Origin of the sequence: Candidatus Nebulibacter yamunensis (genome assembly GCF_024208055.1) — a bacterium.
In the GTDB taxonomy this organism is placed as follows: domain Bacteria; phylum Pseudomonadota; class Gammaproteobacteria; order Francisellales; family Francisellaceae; genus Caedibacter; species Caedibacter lacustris.
Window position 1 is genome coordinate 18877 of sequence record NZ_JAMBMW010000015.1, and the last position, 21626, is coordinate 40502.

Here is a 21626-nt window from a genome sequence, read left to right on the forward strand (position 1 = left end):
AAAGGAATGCCACTAAAGAAATAATCAGTAATTTTGTGCTGAACTTGCTGGTAATTATCGCAAATAAGGGCTATCTTTTAAGTACTAGAATTTTACAACCCCACGAGAAAGTGGCTACATAATGGAGGACTGCACTATGCAAATTCAAATTACTGGTCGTCATTTAGAAATTACCCCATCTTTAAAACGATATGTAGAGGACAAGCTAAGTAAGCTAAATAATCATTTTGATAATATTATTGCAGTAAGAGTGATTCTTTCAGTTGAGAAAGGTAAGCAGATGGCAGAAGCTGTAATTAATGTGCCAGGGAATGAGTTTGTGGCGAAGTCGGATTCACAGGATATGTATGCAACTGTTGATATGTTACAAGATAAACTAGATGCACAAGTCAGAAAGCATAAGCAAAAATTAAAAGAGCATTGTGCTGAGCGTCCAGAAGCTGAAGCTTTAATAGAGTCTAACGAAGCAGTAGATGTTGATGAAGAACGCTGATAGAATACTGACTCTTTATAATAAATAAACTCAAAATATATGAATTTTTTATCTGCCTTTATTTCTCCTTCACGCATAATCAATAAAGCAAGTTTACAAAGCCAAAAACGTATTTTTGAAGTTTTAAGCCAATTGTTACAAGATGAAGAACTAAATATCAGTTCAGACTTACTTTATCAAAAACTGTTTGAACGTGAGCGCATTGGCAGTACTGCAATTGGGAAAGGTGTGGTGGTTCCGCATTGTCGAGTTGATGGCTTGACGATAACCCGTTTGGCCGTACTAACATTAAACGAATCAATTGAGTATGACACAGCTGAACAAAAAGTATGTGTCTTCATTGCAGTGATTTTCCCTAAAAATGTAAGTGATGTACATATTCAATTTATAGCTGAACTCGTTAAATTTTTAAAGTCTCCAGGTGTGCTTGATAGTATTCACGCAGCAAGCTCGAATGAAGAACTTTATCAAATATTTTTTAAAGATGAACAAAAAACTTGAGTACTGGCATGCAAATTTAGTTGCAAATATGAATAAACTTGGTTTGCTGATTATTGGCGAGTCTAATATCGGTAAATCTAGTTTTAGTCATTATTTGGTTACAAATTATGGTTTTTCATTAGTAGCAGACGATTTGGTTGTAGTGGAAAAAATAGAGACAATCTGGCTTGGTTCTTTATATAATAGGGCTTATCAGGGGAAACTTCACATTCATGATAAAGGATTTTGTATAGTCAAACAAACTCAAGCATCAGCATATATCACACATGTAGTATATTTATATGAAAAGCAGCAACTAGAGACCTACATAAAACGCGCCAATTTATTGGCGTGTGATGTCATTGATATTGATGTATATAAAAAAAGTTGGCAGATGTGTTACCAAGAATTGCAAAATTTATTAGGGTAGAGATAAAAGATTTGCTAAACTGACGAGATTAAAAATAAGAACAATGGTTATAAATTGCGTGAGTAGTACACCTAAGTCGGTTGTGCTTTTAGCTGGCGTTTCTGGTGCTGGTAAATCAACAGTATTAAGTATTTTAGAGGATCAGGGTTTTTTTTGTATTGAAAACCTACCTTATTTTTTATTAGATCAGACACTTTTCCATCTTCTTAATACCGAGCAATATAATAAAAATATTGTTATATCATTAGCACCACATTCATTTTTAGAATCAGAGATTTTTATAGTTGATGATTTAAAGAAAAAATATCATTTTAATTTGACATGCTGGTATATTACGGCAGATCGTAATGTATTGATTAAGCGTTATGATGAAACGCGTCGCCGTCATCCTTTTTCGGTGCAAGGGATGACACTGGAAAAAGCAATAGATTTAGAGTTAAGCGCATTAGAGTCGTATGCTTACGCTTCTGATTATACCTTGGATACAACGAGTTTATCGCAACAACAGCTACGGGAGTTGTTGCAAAAAAAACTACTTAACCAAGGAGAACCAATTACACAAATAAAGTTGTTTTCATTTGGTTTTAAACACGGCATGCCACAAAAGGCAGATTACCTATTTGATGTTAGAAGCTTAATTAATCCTTATTGGAATAAGAAGTTACGTTTATTGACAGGAAAGGATCAAGAGGTTATCAAATACCTAGAATCTCAACCACTAGTACATGAAATGATTAGAGATATTAGTCTCTTTATAACAAAATGGTGTGGCTTACAACAAAAGCAGGGTAAAAGCTATATTGATATAGGCATTGGTTGCACAGGAGGACAGCATCGTTCTGTTTATGTTGCAGAAGCATTGTATAAAAAATTAAGCACAAGTTTTGAAGACTTACTTATTTGGCATAGGGAATTAGACAAATGATTGGTATTGTACTGATTACCCACGGCAGTATCGGTAAGGCGATGCTTGATGTTGCAACACGTTTGGTGCAAATTCAACAAGGATATGTGCAGGTTGTTTCATCTTGTTCGTTTGATCAACCTGAATTATTGGAGCGTGTGGAAGAATCTTTTAAGAGTATGCCAGAAGCAAATGGTTTTTTGGTACTAACCGATCTTTTTGGTGCGACTCCAACGAATGTAACACAATCTTTCATGTGTGCTTATAACTTATCTGTTATTACAGGGTTGAATATGCCTATGTTATTAAAAGCCTTAACTTATCATAAGCAAGAGATTGCATTGGATGATTTGGCACAAAGAGTTTATGATGCGTCTAAAGCTTGTATTGTACTTGAAGAAGGTAAAAGAAAAATATGAAAGAAGTTGAGTTAGTGATTATTAATCAACTTGGTTTGCATGCGCGTGCTGCTTCTAAACTTGTAAATTTGGCACTTAGATTCAGCAGCGACGTTTATATGGAAGTTGTTAAAACAGGTGTAAAAGTAAATTGTAAGAGTATAATGGGCTTGATGATGTTAGGAGCATCATGCGGTACATCAATTATAATAAGTGCTGAAGGAGAAGATGCACAAGAAGCACTAGATAGTATTCGAACGCTCATTCAAGATCGTTTTGGAGAAGAAAGTTAAAACTATGTTTATCTTAAGCTTGTCTTAAGTTTGCATTTTTAGAATGCGCATCACGTTAAGAATTTATAAACTTAGACGAAAGAGGAATATGTCATGGCGAATCAATACACTGGAAGTTTTGAACACATTATTCAACAAAAATATGGCTGTAGTGCAGAGGAAGTTTTACAGCGTTGTGCTGTCGAAGGGATGACCTATCAAGAAGCTGAAAAAATGTTGGGTTTTAAGCATGGAACAATTCGTAAATGGGCGAACCGCTTTAATATTAAGCTTAAGTCTGGGATAGCTGAAAAAAGTGTTAAACGTGACAACTTCATGAAGATGTTTAAACAAAAAAGCATAAATAAATATAACGTGTTAAGTCGATGCTGGGGTGTTGAGCGTAAAGTACTTATTAATGCCTAGCCTAAACTTAGTTTAATTAACCGCTATGAGCTAAGCAAAGCGAATGCGGGACTCTAAAAACCAGGAGCAGGAAGTGTTTAAAAAAGTATATACTATGTATAGATCAGCATAAAAGCAGTAATCGTTAGTAGTAATAATCCAAGAAGATATGGGTAATATGTGTTTTGTAATTAATAGTTTCTCAGAAAGTTTTTTGCGATTAACCGCAAATTGAAGCAATTATAAATAATTACAATGAGTAAGTATGTATTTGGAATATTACTTTTTGGTACTTTTTAAGTTTTCCCAAGACTTTTGCCAGCGGCTGATATTTTCTCTGGCAATCGTATTAAAATAATCACTAGGATTCATCTGTTTGCTGGATTTTTTTATTAAGTCTTCTTGGGCATTAGTTTGGCTTAAATAAAGGTCAAGTGTTTTGTTAAAGCATAACACCAAAGTATTTTGCATCTCTGTCCCATAAGACTTAATTACATGTGCTAGGAATTCATTACTAAACATTTGTCTTGGACTCTTTTCTTCCAAATCATTAATGATTTGCATGAGCACCCCACGTGTGATATCTTTTCCTGTCTTATTATCAACCACAACGACATTTTCATGCTCTATAATCAATTTATGGACGCCTTCAGCTGTAATATAACAGCTGCCTTTTGTATCGTATAAACGTCTATTAGGATATTTCTTAATAAGCCTAATGTTATCTTTTTCGCTTCCCATAATGAGCTTACGTTGTTCAAGTTAGGTGTAAGCAGTCTATCACAAAAAAAATAAGTTAGGGATAACAACAGTATTAAACTGGGTTATCAATATCAACAAAATAATGTTCTAAAGAAAATTCTTGTGCTAAATATTGACCTAGTGTTGCAATTCCATAACGCTCGGTCGCGTGATGTCCTGCTGCAATGTAAGTCATACCAAGTTCCCGTGCAATAAGTGTTGTACGCTCTGAAATTTCACCTGAAATATAGACATCTGCTCCTGCATGATAAGCCTGTTCAATAAGGTCTTGAGCTCCTCCAGTACAAATGGCAACTTTGTGGATGTGCAGGTTTTGATTACCAACGACAAGTGGCTTTCGCATAAGTGTAGATTCGATTTTGTCGATTAAAGCATTTAACGTCAACTTTGTTTCACACATTAAACCATAGTTAGGTATAGTATTTGTATTGAATTCACCAACAATACAAAGATCTAGACGCTTAGCCAGTTGAACGTTATTACCCAAGTTAGGATGTACATCTAGTGGTAAATGATAGCCAAAAAGGTTAATATTATGCTGAATAATTGCTTTAATGCGTTGATATTTGATGCCAGTAATCGTTGGATTTTCAGCTTTCCAAAAATAACCATGATGAACCAATATGGCATCTGCTTTTTTAGCGATGGCAGCATGAATGAGCTCAAGACTTGCACTAACACCTGTGACGATAATATTAATATTTTTTTTACCTTCTATTTGTAGACCATTTGGACAGTAATCTTTAATTGATTGTATATTTAATAGTGTGTCAATGTAGCGTTCAAATTTTTTGTTATTGACCATTGTAATTAACCTTGTAATGCTTCAATTTCATGGGGATATGGGATGGAGCTTTGCGCACCTAGTTTCGTAACCGATAAAGCGGAGGCTTTATTAGCATATTTAATAGCGGAGATGATGTCATTACTGTTGCATAACGTTTTAGCAAGTGCACCATTAAAAGTATCACCTGCAGCGGTTGTATCAATAGCATTAACTTGAAGTGTTGGAACTAGCACTTCATTTTTACCATCGTAGAAAAATGCACCTTGATGACCCATTGTAATAATAACGTTTTTTATGCCACGTTGATGAAGAATTTTAGAAGCCGTCAATGCGGAAGATAGATCACAAACCCGGATACCTGTTAAGAGTTCAGCTTCTATTTCATTTGGTGTGATGATGTCAATAAATGGGTAAAGTTCATCAGGTAAAACATAGGCAGGAGCAGGATTTAGAATGAATAAGCATTTGTGTTTATAGGCAAGTTTAGCAGCTGCAACAATAGTTGAGAGTGGTATTTCTAGTTGAGTTAGGACAACTTTTGCATGTAAAAACTGATCCTCTATAGCAGCAATATCACAAGGTGTAAGAAACGCATTAGAGCCAGGAGCAACAACAATTGAATTTTGTCCGTTGGATGCAACACAAACCATGGCAATGCCTGATGCGCTTTGTGGACGTTTAATATGTTGAATGTTAATACTATCTTGAGCGTACTTTTTTAACAGTGCTTCGCCAAAACTGTCTTGACCAATACTGGCAATAAAACATACTTTTCCACCCAAGCGTGCAGCTGCAACTGCTTGGTTAGCACCTTTCCCGCCTGATGCTGTTAAAAACTTTCCTCCAAGTAATGTTTCACCTGGTCTAGGAAGATGTTCAACTTGAATAATTAAATCTGTATTGGCACTACCAATCACCATGATTGTCATTGTGCTTATCCTTCATGAGTCCTTATAAAAATTTCACATATCGTATCAAAAAATGCTTGTATCCACACTCCTTATCCTGATTAAAACGCATAGAATAGAAAAAGCATAGTTTTGTTAAGGAAAAAGATGATTCATATTGCTTTATATGAGCCTGAGATTCCCCCTAATACGGGAAATATTATCCGTTTATGTGCCAATACAGGTGCAAGGTTACACTTGATTGAACCGTTTGGCTTTGAGTTAGAAGACAAAAAGTTACGCCGTGCGGGATTGGATTACCATGAATTTGCAGAGGTCGCACGCTATCAAAACTTTGAGGATTTTGTTATCAAGAATAGCCATAAGAGAATTTGGGCATGTACGACTAAAGCCAAGCAATATTATCATCAAGTACAATTTCAAGATGAAGATGTTTTATTGTTAGGACCTGAAAGTAGAGGATTGCCAGCTTACATACTTAAAGCGTTAGAGTATAGGCAAATTAAGCTCCCTATGCTAAAAAACAGCAGAAGCCTAAACTTATCAAATGCAGCAGCAGTTATGTTGTTTGAAGCATGGCGTCAATTGGATTTCCTAGGGAATTTGAGTGAAGAGTAATTTAATTCTTGCAAAAGAGTTGGTGCTAAGAAAGTGCTATTGATTGCATGCTATAGGAGAAGGTAGTTGAAAAAGCCTTTTTTTATGCGCCACAATGCTGAGAGTAAGCAATGCCATTAGCTTTGAAATCTTATTTTAAGTTTTTCAAATGCTTATCCTTAAAGTTAAAACATCCACCTTAAGCCCCTTAGCATTCGTGGTTAATTGATTTTGCTTTACCCTGATAACAAATAAACTATTCATCAGCTGTTTGAAGTGTTTTTTTCATGTTACGTAAATCAGAAAAAATAACGCCTCAAGCAGTATTTTATAATTTTCTCTTCGTGTACAGAGATTTTAGTTATTATTTAAACAACAGTATACTAAGCGATCTATTCTATTGAGCATGAAACCGCTTAGAAATAAAGGTTTTTTGCAGCTACTGTCCTGTGGTATGAAAATTAAACAATTAATTGTTGCGATTAAATCGTGAACTTGGTAATAAAAAATGGTATAACTATCGGCGTTTCACGATTAACTACAGAGATGCTTAATGCAACATAAGTTAGCAAATGGAATTATTGTCATTTTTGGCGCATCAGGTGATTTAACGGCGCGTAAGCTTATACCTGCCATTTTTCATCTATACCAACATAAGAGTTTAACTAAAAATAATATCGTATTGGGGGTTTCACGATCAGCGTTTAACGATGAACAATTTCGTCAAAAAATGTGTGAGGCTTTGCTAACTGAATATCCAGACGATCAGAAAAGTATTAATAAATTTTTAAATCAAATTTATTACCAGTCGATAGATGTTTATACAGATGAAGGATATACATTATTAAATAAGCGTTTAAAGGCGCTGCTTAAAAGCCATAAGCTTGACAATAACTTACTTTTCTACTTGTCAACGCCACCTAGTTTGTATTATCAAATTCCTTCACACTTAGCCAAGTTGGGCTTAAATGATGAAACAGATGGTTATAAGCGAATCATCATTGAAAAACCATTTGGCATAGATGAAAAAAGTGCATGCGCATTAAATGCACATTTGCTACAGCATTATAAAGAATCTCAGTTATTTAGAATTGATCATTACCTTGGCAAGGAAACGGTGCAGAACTTATTAGTTTTTCGTTTTGCTAATTCAATTTTTGAACCTTTGTGGAATGCAGCTCACATTGATAATGTACAGATCTATGCCAATGAGTCGATTGGGCTTGGTTCAAGAGCGGGATATTATGACCAAAATGGCGCTATTCGTGACATGATTCAAAATCATCTATTACAACTTTTGGGTATTGTCGCAATGGAAGCTCCTGCTAAAATGGATGCGTATTCTATTCGTAATGAAACGTTAAAAGTATTTCAATCTATTCGTCGCTTTAGAACAGCTGAAGACATAAAACAAAACGTGGTGATTGCTCAGTATCAAGAAGGTTGCGTTCAAGGTGTGATTAAAGGTTCGTACCGTGATGAACAAGCGGTAGCAAAAGATTCAACTACTGAAACTTATGCTGCAATTCGCTTTTTTATTGATAACTGGCGCTGGCATAATGTGCCATTTTATGTGCGTACTGGTAAACGTTTAAATCAGCGCGTTTCTGAGGTTGTGATTAATTTCAAACCGACACCTCACCCTTTTTTCTCTCAAGTACAGAAAATAACAAAATTTAAGAATCAGTTGGTTATTCGTATTCAGCCTGATGAAGGAATTAAGCTTAGTTTTGCGGCAAAAGAACCAGGTAGTGGCTTTAAAACTCATGAGGTGGATATGGGTTTTTATTATTCTGATTTTGCTCAAAAAGCATTGCCAACTGCTTATGAGCGTTTAATTCTAGATGCTTTACAAGGAGATAATACTTTATTTGCACGTAATGATGCAGTTGAGGCCTGCTGGAATATTATCGATCCAATCATTCAATACATTCATAAGCATGGTAAGAGTATATTAAATTTTTATCCAAGTGGTTCATTTGGTCCAGTTGAATCTGACAAAATGTTAGCCGAGTTAGACCACATTTGGCGTAATCCATCATCAAACTTTAAGCAAAACTCAAAAGCTTAAGTAAGGGGGGGTAAAATAGAGAATGTCATACATTATATATCAAGAGAAAGAAGATATTGCCTATGCTATGCTGACAAAACTTGTTAGCTTATCGCATTCAAGACAAGATGAGGTTCATATTGCACTTTCTGGAGGCAGTACGCCTAAAGCTATATTTGAGCTTATTGCAAAAAGTGACAAAATGATTGAAATTAAGTGGGAGAAGTTACATTTTTGGTGGTGTGATGAGCGCTGTGTCGCATTTGAAGATAAAGAGAGTAATTTTGGTGAAGCAGATCGTATGCTGTTTCAGCAGGTAAAGATCCCAAGAGAAAATTTGCATCCTATGCAAGGTGATATTTCACCGGAGCAAGCCACCCTAAACTATGTACAAAGCATCAAAAAATACGTGCCTAAGTATAATGATATTCCGCAATTTGATTGGATCTGGTTAGGTATGGGTGAAGATGGGCACACGGCTTCTTTATTTGTCAATGGTGTGTCATTGTCTTCCGATAAGTGGGTGGAAATAGCAATGCACCCAACGACAAAGCAGTATCGCGTGACGTTAACATTAAAAATCATAAATTATGCGAAGGTCATTGATTTTCTGGTAACAGGGGAGTCTAAAGCAAATATGCTAAAGAAAGTTTTTGATCAGGAGAATGTATCGATAGCTTATCCAGCAAAGGTTGTTAAACCAATTGAAGGTAAACTAGTTTGGCATCTTGATCAACCTGCTGCAAATGAGTTGGAGTAAAGCGATGAATCAAGAAATTACAAATAAATTACAGCATTTATTAGAAACAAAATATAAGCATTTAGCAATAAAAGATCTTTTTGATGAAGATAGTCAACGTTTTAATCGCTATCACTTAAAGCATGGAAATTTATTCCTTGATTATTCCAAAAATAGGATCAATGAAGAAATATTAGAGTGTTTATTTGCTTTGGCGGAAAATGCACAGGTTGCAGTAATGTGTGATGCAATGTTTAAAGGGAGTAAAATCAACACCAGTGAAAATCGAGCCGTTTTACATACAGCTTTGCGTGATTTTTCTCAAGATTCAATTTTGGTTGATGGTAAGAACGTTAAATTAGAAATTGAAGTTGAGCGTAAAAAAGTACAAAAATTGGTTAAAGATGTGCACGATGGTCATTGGCGAGGCTTTACAGATAAAAAAATTACTGATGTAGTTAATATCGGTATTGGTGGTTCTGATTTGGGACCAAAAATGATAGTAAGGGCGTTAAAACCTTATCATCAAAACAAAACACGTGTGCATTTTGTTTCGAATGTCGATGCTGATTCGATTTTAAGCGTGTTAAACCGCATCCATCCTGAGACGACCTTATTTATTGTTGCCTCTAAATCGTTTACCACTCAAGAGACATTAATGAATGCAGAAACTGCACGTAAATGGTTGCTTGATCATTACCAAACGTCAAAGGCTGTAGCTAAACACTTTGTTGCCATCTCAAGTGCTCAAGATAAAGTTGAGCAGTTTGGCATTGAGTTACAAAATTGCTTTGCTATGTGGGATTGGGTAGGGGGAAGATATTCACTATGGTCATCTATTGGTATGGCAATTGCATTTGCCATTGGTTTTAATCACTTTGAGGATTTATTGAAAGGTGCTTATGTCATGGATAAACATTTTAAAACAGCACCTTTAACAGAGAATATGCCAGTTATTTTGGCGCTTATTGCCATTCTATATAGTAATTTTTATCATACTCAATCACAGGCGATTTTAGCTTATGATGATCGGCTGTGTTATTTAGTGGACTATCTACAACAAGCAGATATGGAAAGTAATGGTAAATCTTGCAAAAAAAATGGAAAGCTTAGTCACAATCAAACAGGTGTTGTACTGTGGGGTGGTGTAGGTACTAATGGTCAACATGCCTTTCATCAGTTGTTACATCAAGGTAATGTTACAGTGCCAGCGGACTTTATTGCCGTTAAGAAAAGCTATCATACACTACAAAATCATCAACAAGTGCTATTGGCAAATTGTTTTGCTCAATCGCAAGCTCTTATGCAAGGTCAAAGCTTAGAACAAGTTAAAAATGAACTTAAAAAAAGTGGGATAAGTGAAAATGAAATCTCAAGCTTAGCGTCACAAAAGGTTATTGCTGGTAATAAACCCAGTAATACTATTTTAATAGATGAGCTTACTCCCCAAGCTTTAGGTCAATTAATTGCTTTATATGAGCATAAAATTTTCGTTCAAGGTGTAATTTGGGGGATTAATAGTTTTGATCAATGGGGTGTGGAGCTAGGTAAAGCACTTGGTAAGTCAATTTTGGAAAGCTTACAAAAAGGATATTTATCTCATCCAAGCTATGATAGCTCAACAAGAGGCTTGTTGAAGCAGTTTCAGTAATTTATAAAGTGGATTATGTTGTTGCGATAGACTTTAAGCGTTCAAAGTCAAGAATGGTAATTTCTTTGTGCTTAGTACTTAAAATCGTGTTGTTAGTCAGAGATTTAAATGCACGGGAGATCGTCTCAATACTCAAGTTAAGATGATTTGCAATTTCTAAATATTTCATAGGTAGCATAAATGATTTGTTAGAGTAACCACAGCGCTTTTGATGATTTGCTAGTTTATAAATAAAGCTAGCTAATTTTACGTAGGCTTCTTGAGTGGTATCTAAAGAGTTAATAGCAAGGTTAAGTTTTTTACTTATTAATTGTAAAAAATCTAGGATAACAATAGGTTTTTGTGGCAATGCTTGGATGAGGCTGTAATAGTCAAAAGCACAAATTGCGCTATCTTCAAGAGCAATAGCAGTAAGAGTATGTGCTGAACTTTCAATTGCATCAAAACCAAGGGCATCGCCTTGTAAACAAAAATCAACAATATAGTCGTTCTGGTTCACAAGCTTAAAACTGCCTGTGCGTATGATAAATATAGCAGTGATTTTATCTTGTGTTTTATATAACGATTGCCCTTTTTTTATGTGGCATATATTTGTTTGTACTTTAATAAAATTAAGAGTGTCTATAGGATTGACATGAAAGAGGTGACAGAGCTTATGACAATCACAAAAATGACATGTTTTTGGACGTGGCGACTGTTTAGTACATGAGGCTTTTTTTTGTGTTGTCATATGTGAGTGCTATCAGGTGTATTTAAAGGCTGATAAATTATACCTGTTTTTTTATAAGAAAGTTGATTTAAATCAATAAACATAACAGCTTGATAATGTGATTTTGGTTTTGCTATTTAGCCTTAAAGCACCAAGCGTTAAAATAAATCCCCAGTGATTTTGTAATTTGATTTCTAACAAAACACTTTATTTTGTTCAATCACATGAAGGGTTATATAGATGATACCAAGTCTACTATCAGTGGAGCTTGCTCGTTGGCAATTTGCCTTCGTTGCTTGTTTTCACTTTATTTTTGTGCCATTAACGTTAGGGCTAACTTGGATTATTTTCACGATGGAGCTCATGTACGTTATGACAGGTAAGCAAGTTTATAAGGATATGACTAAATTCTGGGGCAAGCTCCTTGGTATTAATTTTGCAGTAGGTGTCCTTTCTGGCTTGACTATGGAGTTTTCTTTTGGTTTAAACTGGGCGTACTATTCACAATTTGTTGGTGATATTTTTGGAACCCCTCTTGCAATTGAAGGCTTGGTTGCTTTTATGTTGGAGTCAACTTTTGTAGGAATGTTTTTCCTTGGTTGGAACAAACTTTCTAAAAAGCAGCATTTAGCCGTTACTTTTTGCTTAGCATTTGGTTCTAACTTGTCTGCTTTATTGATCTTAGTTGCCAATGGTTTTATGCAGGTGCCAGCAGGAGGTGAATTTGTATGGCAAACCATGCGTATGGAAACAACGCATTTATGGGATCTATTCATTAATCCAATTGCTCAAATTGGCTTTGCTCATACAGTGATTGCCGGTTATATCACTTCATCTGTTTTTGTGATTGGTATTAGTTCATTTTATTTATTGCGTAAAAAGGATGTTGGTTTCGCTAAAAGATCGATGGGAATTGGTTTGGGCTTTGGTTTAGTTGCATCTTTAATGGTCATGGTAATGGGTGATGAACAAGGGATTCTAGCTTATAAATATCAACCGATGAAATTGGCTGCAATCGAGGCAGAATGGGGAACACAAACGCCACCTGCTAATTTTAATGTGATTGCTTTTCCTAGTCAGTCTGAGCAAAAAAATGATTTTTCTATTCAAATTCCTAAATTGCTAGGATTACTTGCAACACACTCATTTGATCAGAAAATATATGGTGTAAATACGCTTTTATATGACGGTTATGTCGATGTGGTGACAGGTAAAGAAATCCCAGCAGTAACAACACGAATTGCTAATGGTGCTAAAGCCTATGAAGCAATGATGAAAATGCGTGCTGGGAAGTCCAGTTCACAGGATCAAGAGATCTACAATCAGTACCACCAGGATTTAGGCTATGGGATGTTGCTGCAACGCTATTTACCTGTAGGCGAGTCACTTACTTCTGCAACATCTGAGCAAATCAATGCTGCTGCCTTGGATTCAGTACCTAATGTCGCAGCGATTTTCTGGACATTTAGAATCATGGTTAGCATTGGTGTATTTATGTTCTTGGTCATTATTGTAGGGCTTGTGTTACTTTTTAGAAAAACATTATGGGAAAAACGCTGGCTCTTAAGAACCATGCTGTATATGATTCCATTGCCTTGGATTGCCTGTTTATGTGGTTGGATTGTAACTGAACACGGTCGTCAACCTTGGACGGTATATGAGATGTTGCCAACAACAGTGAGCTCTTCAATGATTAATGGTTGGGATATTTTGTTTACCTTGGTGGTATTTTGTTTGTTCTACGCATTATTGTTTGCAGTTGAGATGTATTTAATGATCAAATTTGCACGCTTAGGACCTAGCGGCTCGTTCCAAAACTCACAAGAACATAAACAGGGGAACTAATCATGATGGATTTATATAGTATTGTTCAGTTATTAAGCTGGTTAGCTGTGGGTTTGGTTATGTTCTTAGCAGCAGCCACAATCTGTTTTGACTTTGGTGCAGGAATTTTAGCACGTTTTGTAGGTAAGAATGACAATGAGAAACGTGTTATTATCAATATTGTGGCACCCACGTGGGATGGCAATCAGGTTTGGTTGATTACCGCAGGAGCAGGGCTTTTTGCCATTTGGCCGCGAGTATATGCAGGATCCTTTTCCGGTATGTATCTAGGTGTACTTGTTGTCCTTTGGGCATTATTCTTGCGACCAGTGGCGTTTGAATATCGCCATAAAATTGAAAACATTAAGTGGGCAAACTTTTGGGATTGGATGTTGTGCTTAGGTAGTCTGATTCCTATTTTGATTATTGGTGTTGCGATTGGTAATTTATTCCTTGGGTTACCTTTTCAATTTGATCCGCAAACTTTACGCTTTTACTATGGTGCAAGCAAAGATCTATTACAAGAGCCAGCCTTTATTTCACTATTTGGTTTATTAAAACCCTTTGCATTATTTATTGGTATTTTTGCAGTTGTCATGTCAATTATGCATGGAGCTTCCTATTGCGCCATGCGTACTTCAGGTGCATTGTATGATCGTTTTGTTAAAATTCAAAAAATCAGTGCGTGGTTATTTCTTATATTGTTTGCCTTAGGTGGTGTTTGGCTTATTTTTATACCTGGCTTTCATTGGCAATTAAACCATGACCTTAGCACTTACTCACAAGCGATTGAGCATCCATTAACAGGAGGTATAGTCACCATCAATCAAGGTGGTTGGTGGGTAAATTATGGTAACCATTTATGGATGCTAATCGCTCCCGTACTTGGTTTTGTTGGTGCAATTATGGTGTTTAGTTTTGCAGAAAAATCAAAAGCAGGTTTGGCATTCACAGGTAGTGTTATTGCATGTTTTGGTGTGGTATTCACACTAGGCTTTAGTTTGTTTCCATTTATTATGCCATCAAGTATTGAGCCTTCGCAAAGCATGGTCTTGTGGAACGCCAGTAGCTCATTGGTATCATTGATTGGTATTTTAATTGTTGCTGTCATTACGTTGCCAATTATCTTTATCTATACAACATTTGTTTACAAGAAAATGTGGGGCAGAGGTGTGAAGTTAACACCACAAGAAGTACAACAGCGTTCACACGAGTTATATTAAATTAAGGAGAATGTAATGAAATCAATATTATGGATTATTGCCATTATTGCGCTTGTCTTATCTTATGTGTTTGAGACATTTTATATTCTATGGCTAATAACGGCATTTATGGCGGTAGCTGCAGGTTGTTGTGTTGCGAGTTTTGTGGATAAAAAACTTTTAGATGAAGAATAAGTATTTAACATTAGCAGTCATTATTTAAAGTATTGCTTTATAAGGAATAGGAACATAGTCGAATCAAGGAGTGGGAAATATCTATTGCTCAGCCGAATCTGTTGTAGTGGTTTTCAGAATGATTTTTCTAACTTGGACTATTTTGACCCAATAGATAATATAAATAATAACACCTGTAATAGCAGTAAAGGGGAAAGTCATTGGGATAAGTGACACAATCGGTAAAATAACAAGGATAAGCCCTAAAATAAAAAGCGTGTCACCCCTTAATTTTATTTCCATTTCTTGATATTTTTTTAAGGCGTTGCCAACACCAAATGGCAAAACAATCCATTGAAATATATAACCAACAATGGGAATGAAAAGCATCCAGGCAAGCCAAGGGGGACTGATCTTTTTATCGCTAGGTATTGCTTTTAGTAGCTTATACACACTAAAAGAAAAGGCGATAGAAAAAATATAAAAGATAATAACCATAATCACAAGAGCGATACTGATTCCCAAAAGTGACTGTGGGTCGGAAGTTGCTGTGCTTTGAATACTGATATTGGTAATTGTTTCCTGACTCATATTTGCTCCATAAATTATGTATCTATTAATCTATTACGTTGGCAAGTATGGCAAAGCCTAATTAATTTTAAAACCTTTGATAGCATAAAAATGCTATTTATTTGTAAGCGTAAGCAAACTACTATAGAATCTTAAGGCAAAAAAACAAACTGACTGAGTAATAAATTGATTAAATATTTAAGACAGTGGTATCAGAAAAAATTTGACAGTAATGAACCTGCTGTATTTATTGTGGTAACGTTTATAGCCGTGCTTATTATTAACTTCTTTGGTGGTTTATTGGCTCCAATTTTAGCTGGTGTGGTGATCGCATATTTATTAGAGGCTGTTGTGTCATTGTTATCAAGGCGCTTAAAGGTGAACCGTAGTATTGCTGTGTACCTTGTCTTTTTAGCATTTATTTCAGTTGTTATTGCAATATTATTATTTGTGCTACCTGCTTTGATGCACCAAGCAGGACAGTTTCTGCAAAGTATTCCTGAGCAAATCAACAACTTGCATGCAAGCTTGTTAAAGCTATCACAAAAATATCCTAATATCATTACGTCTGAGCAGATTAAAGAGGGAATCAGTGCGATATCTAATATCAAATTTGATAAAATTGCAGGAATAAGTCAATATTTAATTAAATTTTCATTGGTGTCGCTGTCGAGTATTTTCGCGTGGCTAGTATATTTGTTTATCGTGCCATTATTAGCTTTTTTCTTTTTAAAGGACAAAGAACGCATTGCCAGGTGGTTTGTAAATATGTTACCAAATGAGCGAGGTGCTTTAGAGGAGGTATGGGCAGATGTTCGACCTCAATTGGGTAACTACGTTAAGGGGAAAACGATTGAATGTTTGATTGTAACCCTTGCAACCTATATCGGTTTTATCATGTTTGGTCTTAACTATGCATTGCTACTGGCGATTTTAGTAGGGCTGTCAGTTTTTATTCCTTATATTGGCATGGTTATTGTCACGATTCCTATAGTTTTAATTGGATTAAGCCAGTTTGGTTTTACCTCTCAGTTTTTCTATATGTTGTTGGTGTATTTAATTATCCAAGGTTTGGATGGTAATTTATTGGTGCCATTATTATTCTCAGAGGCCTTAAGTTTACATCCAGTTGCGGTTATTGCTTCTGTACTTGTTTTTGGTGGTATATGGGGATTTTGGGGACTCTTTTTTGCTATACCATTAGCAGCACTTATCAACTCAGGAGTTAAGATGTGGACAAGGCGTAATATCAATAACCGTAAGCCAAAGGAGGCTTAAGTGAGTGAAATCGTTGATATTCTTAAAATTCAGCGTCCAAAGGTTAAGATTGAACTTAGAGCATTTCATCGTCAAGTTTTTAAAACTTTAATTGAAAACAAAGTTGATGCCTTTATTGCAGGAATTATAGCAAGGCGTATTGAAGATCCTGAATATGCTCTTAAACTCGTTAAACTTAAACTTGCGTTTCTTACGCCTCCTTATTTGTTAAAGGACGCAACTAAGGCAGCAAAACGCATTATTGAAGCGCTTGAAAAAGAGGAAATTATTGGACTTGAAACCGATCATGATTGTGATGGTCAAACCTCTCATGCGATTTTACATGAAGCTTTGACTAAGTTATTTAATCATCCAGAGGATAAAATTCGTTCCTATATTGGTCATAGAATGCAAGAAGGCTATGGTTTGTCGGATGCTTTAGCACAAAGGATATTAAACGACGATAATAGTCCAAGTTTGGTGATCACAGCTGATAATGGTTCAACAGATGAATCACGTATTGCATTATTAAAATCACACAATATTGATGTAATTGTTACAGATCACCATAGTATTCCTGAAGAAGGAGTGCCTAAAAGTGCCTATGCGGTATTAAATCCTACTCAAGAAGGTTGTGAATACAAAGATCCTTATATTGCCGGCTGCATGGTTGCATGGTTATTAATGGCAGAGGTCAGAAGATTAATGTTTTTTACAGACAAAAAAATCAACACCGATTATCAATTAAGCGATTTATTAGATTTTGTTGCAGTTGGAACAATTGCCGATTGTGTATCAATGGCAAAAAGCATAAATAATAGAGTTGTTGCATATTATGGTATGTGTAAAATTTCGAGTTTACAGCGTAGTTGTTGGAAAAGTTTTAGCAATTATTTTCATCATAAAGTCGATAGTGAGTTTTTAGGTTTTATGATTGCGCCTTTGCTTAACAGTGATGGACGCATTTCGGATGCCTTAAGCTCGGTGAGCTTCTTGTTATCTAAAGAGCATGAAAAAACATATGAATGGGTCGACTTTTTACAGCAACAAAACCAAAAGCGTAAGGACATTCAAAAGCAAATAACACATTTGGCTATGATTGAAGCTTCAAAACAATATCAACAAGGACAAAGTAGTATTTGTGTTTACTTGAAGGACGGACATGCTGGTGTGCATGGTATTTCGGCCAGTCGTATCAAGGATACATTCGGTTTGCCAACAATCTTGTTTTCTCCAAAACTAGGTGAAGATGAAATCATTACTGGTTCTGCCCGTAGCATTGATGGTCTAAATATCAAAAATGTATTAGATCAAATCGCCCAGAATTCGCATGAGATTTTAATTAAATATGGTGGACATACAGGAGCAGCAGGTTTGACGATCTATAAAAACAAACTTGTTGATTTTTGTATGTTATTTGATGCTTGTTGCCAAAGTCAAATTGAGCATAATAAAATATCAATTGGACCAATTATTTATTGTGACGGTGAGTTAAGTGCTGAGGACTTTAATCTTAATCAAGTTGACAAGTTTGCTTATCTTGAGCCATATGGGCGTGAGTTTGAAGCACCTATCTTTTATAATAAAGCCGAGATTGTAGCGCTTAAAATGGTAGGGCAGGAAGCACAACACATGCAGTTGATGCTAAAAATTGAGGATAAAGTCTTAAGGAGTATTTGGTTTTTTGCTACAGAATATAAAAATACCCATATGTTTGCGGTAGGCAGCAAAGTACAAGTGGCTTACCGCTTAACAAAAGAGCATTTTAATGGTCAAAGCTATTTGAACTTAAAAGTCGAATATTTGGATTTGCTATATGACTAAAAGATTACTTACAATCACCACTGCATTTAGCAAACAGTTGTGATAAACTTCTTCACGCCAACATTTTCAACTTTTGGGATGCAGATGAATTCAAACTCAACTCTTGCAAACGCTATTCGTTTTTTATCAATTGATGCTGTACAAAAAGCTAAATCTGGTCATCCTGGTATGCCGATGGGGATGGCAGATATCGCAACTATTTTGTGGCGAAAATATCTAAAATATAATCCTAAGAATCCAAGTTGGTATAATCGCGATCGATTTGTTCTATCCAATGGTCATGGCTCGATGCTATTGTATTCTTTATTACATTTAACAGGTTATGATTTATCGATTGATGAATTAAAAAACTTCAGACAACTTCACTCTAAAACGCCAGGACACCCAGAATACAGTTATGCGCCAGGCGTCGAAACAACTACTGGACCATTAGGGCAAGGTTTTGCTAATGCCGTTGGTATGGCTTTAGCAGAAAAACTTTTAGCACAAACATACAACAAACAAGATCATGAAATTATAGATCATTACACTTATGTATTTTTAGGTGATGGTTGTTTAATGGAAGGTGTATCACATGAAGCCAGTTCTTTGGCAGGAACCTTGCAATTAGGTAAGCTTATTGCTTTTTGGGACAATAATAATATTTCAATTGATGGTGATGTTAACGGTTGGTTTACTGAAGATGTCGCCATGCGTTATGAAGCTTATGGTTGGCAGGTAATTCGTCATGTTAATGGTCATGATTTTGATGCTATTGATAAAGCAATTGCCTTGGCTCAAAGAGAAACAAATAAACCAACGTTGATTTGCTGTAAGACACAAATTGGACATGGTGCGCCAAATAAAGCTGGTAGTCATCATGTGCATGGTGCACCACTAGGTGAGGATGAAATAGCTAATACGCGTAAAGCGCTTAACTGGTCATATGCTCCTTTTGAGATTCCAGCTGATATTTATGCGGATTGGAATATGTGTGAAGAAGGTCAAGCACAGGAAGCAAAATGGCAGACTCAATGTCAAGCGTATAAAGCTTTATATCCACAAGAATTTCTTCAGTTGAGCTTGCGTTTATCACGGGATTTACCGCAAGGGTTTGTAGAGAAGATAGGTGACTATTTAAATAAACTTTTCAACAATAGACCTATGGTGGCAACGCGTAAAGCTTCGCAGATGGCGTTAGAACAAATCTGCTTAATGTTGCCTGATATGTTTGGTGGTTCTGCTGATTTAACTGGCTCAAACTTAACAAATTGGTCAGGAAGTAAGTGGGTAAATGATCATTCTGTTAAAGGCGCCAACTATTTATCGTATGGAGTGCGTGAGTTTGGCATGGTAGCGATGATGAACGGTATGTCATTGTATGGTGGATTTAGACCTTATGGTGGTACATTCTTAGTATTTACAGATTATGCCAGAAATGCGATTCGCATGAGTGCAATTATGAAGCAACCGGTTATTTATGTAATGACACATGATTCAATTGGTTTGGGTGAAGATGGTCCAACCCATCAACCTATTGAACATCTACCCAGTTTAAGAGTGATGCCAAACTTGAATGTATGGCGTCCTGCTGATGTTATTGAAACTGCAATTGCTTGGCAATGTGCTATTGAAGAAACTAACACGCCATCATTACTAGCATTATCTCGTCAAAACTTACCAACCGTTGTAAGTGATAAAAATCAGTTTAATTTGATTAAAAAGGGTGGATACTTGCTAAAAGAAAATGTGCAAGCCAAGATTACATTGATGGCTACAGGTTCAGAAGTGAGCATTATGCTAGAGACCGCAAATTTATTAGACCAAGAAGGGATAAAAGCTAATGTAGTGTCTATGCCATGTGTTGAGAAATTTACGCTGCAATCTGAGTACTATCGAAACAGCGTCATTAAACAGAATCTTCCAGTGCTTGTCATGGAAGCAGCACAAGGTGATTTATGGTACCGTTTATTACCAAAAGCAGGAGGGGATGTGATTGGTTTAAATCACTTTGGCGAATCAGCACCTGCCGAAAAACTCTATCAAGAATTTGGTTTAACTGCACAACATGCCCAGCAAAAAGCAAAAGCATTATTACGAAAAGCAATTATTGAAAACGTTTAGTTGGCAGCCTTAGTCTTCGTTTCAACAAGATGATAGCAAGGTTGATATTAAAATAATAAAGGAGAAATAAGAAATGGCAATTAAAATTGCAATTAATGGTTATGGTCGTATTGGTCGTTGTGTACTACGTGCTATTTATGAAGCAGGTTTAAGCGATCAATTTAAAGTCGTCGCAATTAATGATTTAGGAAGCCCTGATATCAATGTTCACCTAACGAAATACGACACAACACATGGTCGTTTTAGTGCTAACGTTGCTCTTGAAAACAATGAAATGGTGATCAATCACGATCGCATTAAAATTTTGGCTGAGCGTAATCCTGTCAATCTCCCTTGGAAAGCATTGGATATTGATGTGGTGTTTGAGTGTACGGGTCTTTTTACCTCAAAGGAGAAGTGTCAGCCACATTTACAAGCAGGTGCAAAAAAGGTTGTGATTTCAGCACCAGGTGGTAGTGATGTTGATGCAACAATTGTCTATGGCGTTAATCAGCATGTTTTAACATCAAATATGACCGTTATTTCTAATGCATCTTGTACAACAAATTGTTTAGCACCGATTGCGAAATCATTAAATGATACTGTTGGTATTGCAGAAGGTTTAATGACAACCATTCACGCTTATACCAATGATCAGTGTATTGTTGATAGCTATCATTCAGATGTGCATCGTGCACGTGCAGCGGCACATAACATGATTCCAACAAAAACAGGTGCAGCTGCTGCGGTTGGCTTGGTTTTGCCTGAACTTAAAGGTCGCTTAGATGGTTTTGCGATGCGAGTACCAACGATTAATGTGTCCGTTGTTGATTTAACCTTTACAGCTAAAAAGCACACAAGTGTGGAAGAAGTCAACCAGATTTTAAAAACAGCTTCAGAAAAGAGCTTAAAAGGGATATTGGCATATAATACTGATCCACTTGTTTCTATGGATTTTAATCATAATCCATATCCTTCTATTTTTGATGCAACACAGACACGTGTAATTGGTAATTTGGTAAAAGTATTGTCTTGGTATGACAATGAATGGGGCTTCTCAAACCAAATGCTAAGAACAACAAAAGCATGGGTTAATGCGAAATAATTA

Annotated in this window: 23 protein-coding genes; 18 read left to right on the forward strand and 5 right to left on the reverse strand. The window is 35.9% G+C overall.

Annotated features, from left to right (window positions below; genetic code table 11):
* The first annotated feature begins 136 nt into the window (after nucleotides 1-136).
* The 7 genes from hpf to M1V25_RS07370 all read left to right on the forward strand — a co-directional run bounded on the left by hpf (nucleotide 137) and on the right by M1V25_RS07370 (nucleotide 3403).
* Entirely contained in the window at nucleotides 137-493 is a 357-nt protein-coding gene (gene hpf / locus M1V25_RS07340) for a ribosome hibernation-promoting factor, HPF/YfiA family (RefSeq protein ID WP_498842873.1), read from the forward strand.
* 39 nt (nucleotides 494-532) lie between these two features.
* Nucleotides 533-994, forward strand: coding sequence for a PTS sugar transporter subunit IIA (locus M1V25_RS07345; protein WP_498842874.1), 462 nt, complete (start codon nucleotides 533-535; stop codon nucleotides 992-994).
* Complete coding sequence (locus tag M1V25_RS07350; RefSeq protein WP_157966613.1) at nucleotides 978-1403, forward strand: phosphoenolpyruvate carboxykinase (ATP); 426 nt, start codon at nucleotides 978-980, stop codon at nucleotides 1401-1403. Before M1V25_RS07345 ends, M1V25_RS07350 begins: the two co-directional genes overlap by 17 nt.
* A gap of 58 nt (nucleotides 1404-1461) precedes the next feature.
* Nucleotides 1462-2328 (forward strand): RNase adapter RapZ, encoded by an 867-nt coding sequence (gene rapZ / locus M1V25_RS07355; RefSeq protein ID WP_498842875.1) that lies wholly within the window; start codon nucleotides 1462-1464, stop codon nucleotides 2326-2328.
* Nucleotides 2325-2726 carry a PTS sugar transporter subunit IIA gene (locus tag M1V25_RS07360; protein ID WP_116964042.1) on the forward strand — a complete coding sequence of 134 codons (402 nt, stop codon included), beginning with the start codon at nucleotides 2325-2327 and terminating at the stop codon, nucleotides 2724-2726. Before rapZ ends, M1V25_RS07360 begins: the two co-directional genes overlap by 4 nt.
* The gene (locus M1V25_RS07365; RefSeq protein WP_116964041.1) at nucleotides 2723-2998 is read left to right on the forward strand and encodes an HPr family phosphocarrier protein; all 276 of its coding nucleotides are present in this window, start codon (nucleotides 2723-2725) and stop codon (nucleotides 2996-2998) included. Before M1V25_RS07360 ends, M1V25_RS07365 begins: the two co-directional genes overlap by 4 nt.
* Before the next feature lie 93 nt (nucleotides 2999-3091).
* Nucleotides 3092-3403: a hypothetical protein gene (locus M1V25_RS07370; protein ID WP_498842876.1), complete on the forward strand. Its 312-nt coding sequence runs from the start codon at nucleotides 3092-3094 to the stop codon at nucleotides 3401-3403.
* Between the two features lie 258 nt (nucleotides 3404-3661).
* Here M1V25_RS07370 and M1V25_RS07375 read toward each other — a convergent pair whose 3' ends face one another.
* The 3 genes from M1V25_RS07375 to rbsK all read right to left on the reverse strand — a co-directional run bounded on the left by M1V25_RS07375 (nucleotide 3662) and on the right by rbsK (nucleotide 5860).
* A complete protein-coding gene (locus M1V25_RS07375) occupies nucleotides 3662-4123 on the reverse strand; it encodes a polyhydroxyalkanoate synthesis regulator DNA-binding domain-containing protein (protein ID WP_116964039.1) in 462 nt (153 codons plus the stop codon).
* A gap of 73 nt (nucleotides 4124-4196) precedes the next feature.
* Nucleotides 4197-4949 (reverse strand): Nif3-like dinuclear metal center hexameric protein, encoded by a 753-nt coding sequence (locus M1V25_RS07380; RefSeq protein ID WP_116964038.1) that lies wholly within the window; start codon nucleotides 4947-4949, stop codon nucleotides 4197-4199.
* A gap of 5 nt (nucleotides 4950-4954) precedes the next feature.
* On the reverse strand, nucleotides 4955-5860 hold the full coding sequence (gene rbsK, locus M1V25_RS07385; RefSeq protein ID WP_116964037.1) for a ribokinase: 906 nt from the start codon (nucleotides 5858-5860) through the stop codon (nucleotides 4955-4957).
* Between the two features lie 126 nt (nucleotides 5861-5986).
* On the opposite strand from rbsK, the gene trmL reads away from it, so the two are divergent.
* The 4 genes from trmL to pgi all read left to right on the forward strand — a co-directional run bounded on the left by trmL (nucleotide 5987) and on the right by pgi (nucleotide 10876).
* Nucleotides 5987-6457 carry a tRNA (uridine(34)/cytosine(34)/5-carboxymethylaminomethyluridine(34)-2'-O)-methyltransferase TrmL gene (trmL, locus tag M1V25_RS07390; RefSeq protein ID WP_116964036.1) on the forward strand — a complete coding sequence of 157 codons (471 nt, stop codon included), beginning with the start codon at nucleotides 5987-5989 and terminating at the stop codon, nucleotides 6455-6457.
* A gap of 532 nt (nucleotides 6458-6989) precedes the next feature.
* Nucleotides 6990-8507: a glucose-6-phosphate dehydrogenase gene (zwf, locus tag M1V25_RS07395; protein ID WP_116964035.1), complete on the forward strand. Its 1518-nt coding sequence runs from the start codon at nucleotides 6990-6992 to the stop codon at nucleotides 8505-8507.
* Between the two features lie 22 nt (nucleotides 8508-8529).
* The gene (gene pgl / locus M1V25_RS07400) at nucleotides 8530-9246 is read left to right on the forward strand and encodes a 6-phosphogluconolactonase (RefSeq protein ID WP_116964034.1); all 717 of its coding nucleotides are present in this window, start codon (nucleotides 8530-8532) and stop codon (nucleotides 9244-9246) included.
* A 4-nt stretch (nucleotides 9247-9250) separates the two neighbouring features.
* Nucleotides 9251-10876: a glucose-6-phosphate isomerase gene (gene pgi / locus M1V25_RS07405; RefSeq protein ID WP_498842877.1), complete on the forward strand. Its 1626-nt coding sequence runs from the start codon at nucleotides 9251-9253 to the stop codon at nucleotides 10874-10876.
* 13 nt (nucleotides 10877-10889) lie between these two features.
* On the opposite strand, the gene M1V25_RS07410 is transcribed toward pgi, so the two are convergent.
* Nucleotides 10890-11606, reverse strand: a complete 717-nt coding sequence (locus tag M1V25_RS07410) for a Crp/Fnr family transcriptional regulator (RefSeq protein ID WP_116964033.1) — start codon at nucleotides 11604-11606, stop codon at nucleotides 10890-10892.
* A 219-nt stretch (nucleotides 11607-11825) separates the two neighbouring features.
* Here M1V25_RS07410 and M1V25_RS07415 point away from each other — a divergent pair, with 219 nt between their 5' ends.
* The 3 genes from M1V25_RS07415 to M1V25_RS07425 are packed head-to-tail and all read left to right on the forward strand — an operon-like array spanning nucleotide 11826 to nucleotide 14806.
* Nucleotides 11826-13430: a cytochrome ubiquinol oxidase subunit I gene (locus M1V25_RS07415; protein ID WP_498842878.1), complete on the forward strand. Its 1605-nt coding sequence runs from the start codon at nucleotides 11826-11828 to the stop codon at nucleotides 13428-13430.
* Between the two features lie 2 nt (nucleotides 13431-13432).
* A complete protein-coding gene (cydB, locus tag M1V25_RS07420; RefSeq protein WP_116964031.1) occupies nucleotides 13433-14632 on the forward strand; it encodes a cytochrome d ubiquinol oxidase subunit II in 1200 nt (399 codons plus the stop codon).
* 15 nt (nucleotides 14633-14647) lie between these two features.
* Nucleotides 14648-14806, forward strand: a complete 159-nt coding sequence (locus M1V25_RS07425; protein WP_157966611.1) for a hypothetical protein — start codon at nucleotides 14648-14650, stop codon at nucleotides 14804-14806.
* Between the two features lie 81 nt (nucleotides 14807-14887).
* On the opposite strand, the gene M1V25_RS07430 is transcribed toward M1V25_RS07425, so the two are convergent.
* Nucleotides 14888-15376 carry a hypothetical protein gene (locus tag M1V25_RS07430; protein WP_116964030.1) on the reverse strand — a complete coding sequence of 163 codons (489 nt, stop codon included), beginning with the start codon at nucleotides 15374-15376 and terminating at the stop codon, nucleotides 14888-14890.
* 165 nt (nucleotides 15377-15541) lie between these two features.
* Between M1V25_RS07430 and M1V25_RS07435 the strand changes: the two genes are divergently transcribed.
* The 4 genes from M1V25_RS07435 to gap all read left to right on the forward strand — a co-directional run bounded on the left by M1V25_RS07435 (nucleotide 15542) and on the right by gap (nucleotide 21623).
* The gene (locus M1V25_RS07435; protein WP_116964029.1) at nucleotides 15542-16633 is read left to right on the forward strand and encodes an AI-2E family transporter; all 1092 of its coding nucleotides are present in this window, start codon (nucleotides 15542-15544) and stop codon (nucleotides 16631-16633) included.
* Complete coding sequence (locus M1V25_RS07440; protein ID WP_498842879.1) at nucleotides 16634-18436, forward strand: single-stranded-DNA-specific exonuclease RecJ; 1803 nt, start codon at nucleotides 16634-16636, stop codon at nucleotides 18434-18436.
* Between the two features lie 78 nt (nucleotides 18437-18514).
* Nucleotides 18515-20539 (forward strand): transketolase, encoded by a 2025-nt coding sequence (gene tkt, locus M1V25_RS07445; RefSeq protein WP_498842884.1) that lies wholly within the window; start codon nucleotides 18515-18517, stop codon nucleotides 20537-20539.
* A 73-nt stretch (nucleotides 20540-20612) separates the two neighbouring features.
* Nucleotides 20613-21623: a type I glyceraldehyde-3-phosphate dehydrogenase gene (gene gap, locus M1V25_RS07450; RefSeq protein ID WP_498842880.1), complete on the forward strand. Its 1011-nt coding sequence runs from the start codon at nucleotides 20613-20615 to the stop codon at nucleotides 21621-21623.
* The last annotated feature ends 3 nt before the right edge of the window (nucleotides 21624-21626 follow it).

Excerpts from the sequence above, each read along its gene's own strand:
- pgi (WP_498842877.1), top strand. The coding sequence starts at position 9,251 with ATGAATCAAGAAATTACAAATAAATTACAGCATTTATTAGAAACAAAA.
- M1V25_RS07375 (WP_116964039.1), bottom strand. The coding sequence starts at position 4,123 with ATGGGAAGCGAAAAAGATAACATTAGGCTTATTAAGAAATATCCTAAT.
- cydB (WP_116964031.1), top strand. The coding sequence starts at position 13,433 with ATGATGGATTTATATAGTATTGTTCAGTTATTAAGCTGGTTAGCTGTG.
- M1V25_RS07410 (WP_116964033.1), bottom strand. The coding sequence starts at position 11,606 with ATGACAACACAAAAAAAAGCCTCATGTACTAAACAGTCGCCACGTCCA.
- M1V25_RS07425 (WP_157966611.1), top strand. The coding sequence starts at position 14,648 with ATGAAATCAATATTATGGATTATTGCCATTATTGCGCTTGTCTTATCT.
- zwf (WP_116964035.1), top strand. The coding sequence starts at position 6,990 with ATGCAACATAAGTTAGCAAATGGAATTATTGTCATTTTTGGCGCATCA.
- M1V25_RS07365 (WP_116964041.1), top strand. The coding sequence starts at position 2,723 with ATGAAAGAAGTTGAGTTAGTGATTATTAATCAACTTGGTTTGCATGCG.
- pgl (WP_116964034.1), top strand. The coding sequence starts at position 8,530 with ATGTCATACATTATATATCAAGAGAAAGAAGATATTGCCTATGCTATG.
- trmL (WP_116964036.1), top strand. The coding sequence starts at position 5,987 with ATGATTCATATTGCTTTATATGAGCCTGAGATTCCCCCTAATACGGGA.
- M1V25_RS07430 (WP_116964030.1), bottom strand. The coding sequence starts at position 15,376 with ATGAGTCAGGAAACAATTACCAATATCAGTATTCAAAGCACAGCAACT.
- hpf (WP_498842873.1), top strand. The coding sequence starts at position 137 with ATGCAAATTCAAATTACTGGTCGTCATTTAGAAATTACCCCATCTTTA.
- gap (WP_498842880.1), top strand. The coding sequence starts at position 20,613 with ATGGCAATTAAAATTGCAATTAATGGTTATGGTCGTATTGGTCGTTGT.
- tkt (WP_498842884.1), top strand. The coding sequence starts at position 18,515 with ATGCAGATGAATTCAAACTCAACTCTTGCAAACGCTATTCGTTTTTTA.
- M1V25_RS07370 (WP_498842876.1), top strand. The coding sequence starts at position 3,092 with ATGGCGAATCAATACACTGGAAGTTTTGAACACATTATTCAACAAAAA.
- M1V25_RS07345 (WP_498842874.1), top strand. The coding sequence starts at position 533 with ATGAATTTTTTATCTGCCTTTATTTCTCCTTCACGCATAATCAATAAA.
- M1V25_RS07360 (WP_116964042.1), top strand. The coding sequence starts at position 2,325 with ATGATTGGTATTGTACTGATTACCCACGGCAGTATCGGTAAGGCGATG.
- M1V25_RS07380 (WP_116964038.1), bottom strand. The coding sequence starts at position 4,949 with ATGGTCAATAACAAAAAATTTGAACGCTACATTGACACACTATTAAAT.
- rbsK (WP_116964037.1), bottom strand. The coding sequence starts at position 5,860 with ATGACAATCATGGTGATTGGTAGTGCCAATACAGATTTAATTATTCAA.
- M1V25_RS07350 (WP_157966613.1), top strand. The coding sequence starts at position 978 with ATGAACAAAAAACTTGAGTACTGGCATGCAAATTTAGTTGCAAATATG.
- M1V25_RS07415 (WP_498842878.1), top strand. The coding sequence starts at position 11,826 with ATGATACCAAGTCTACTATCAGTGGAGCTTGCTCGTTGGCAATTTGCC.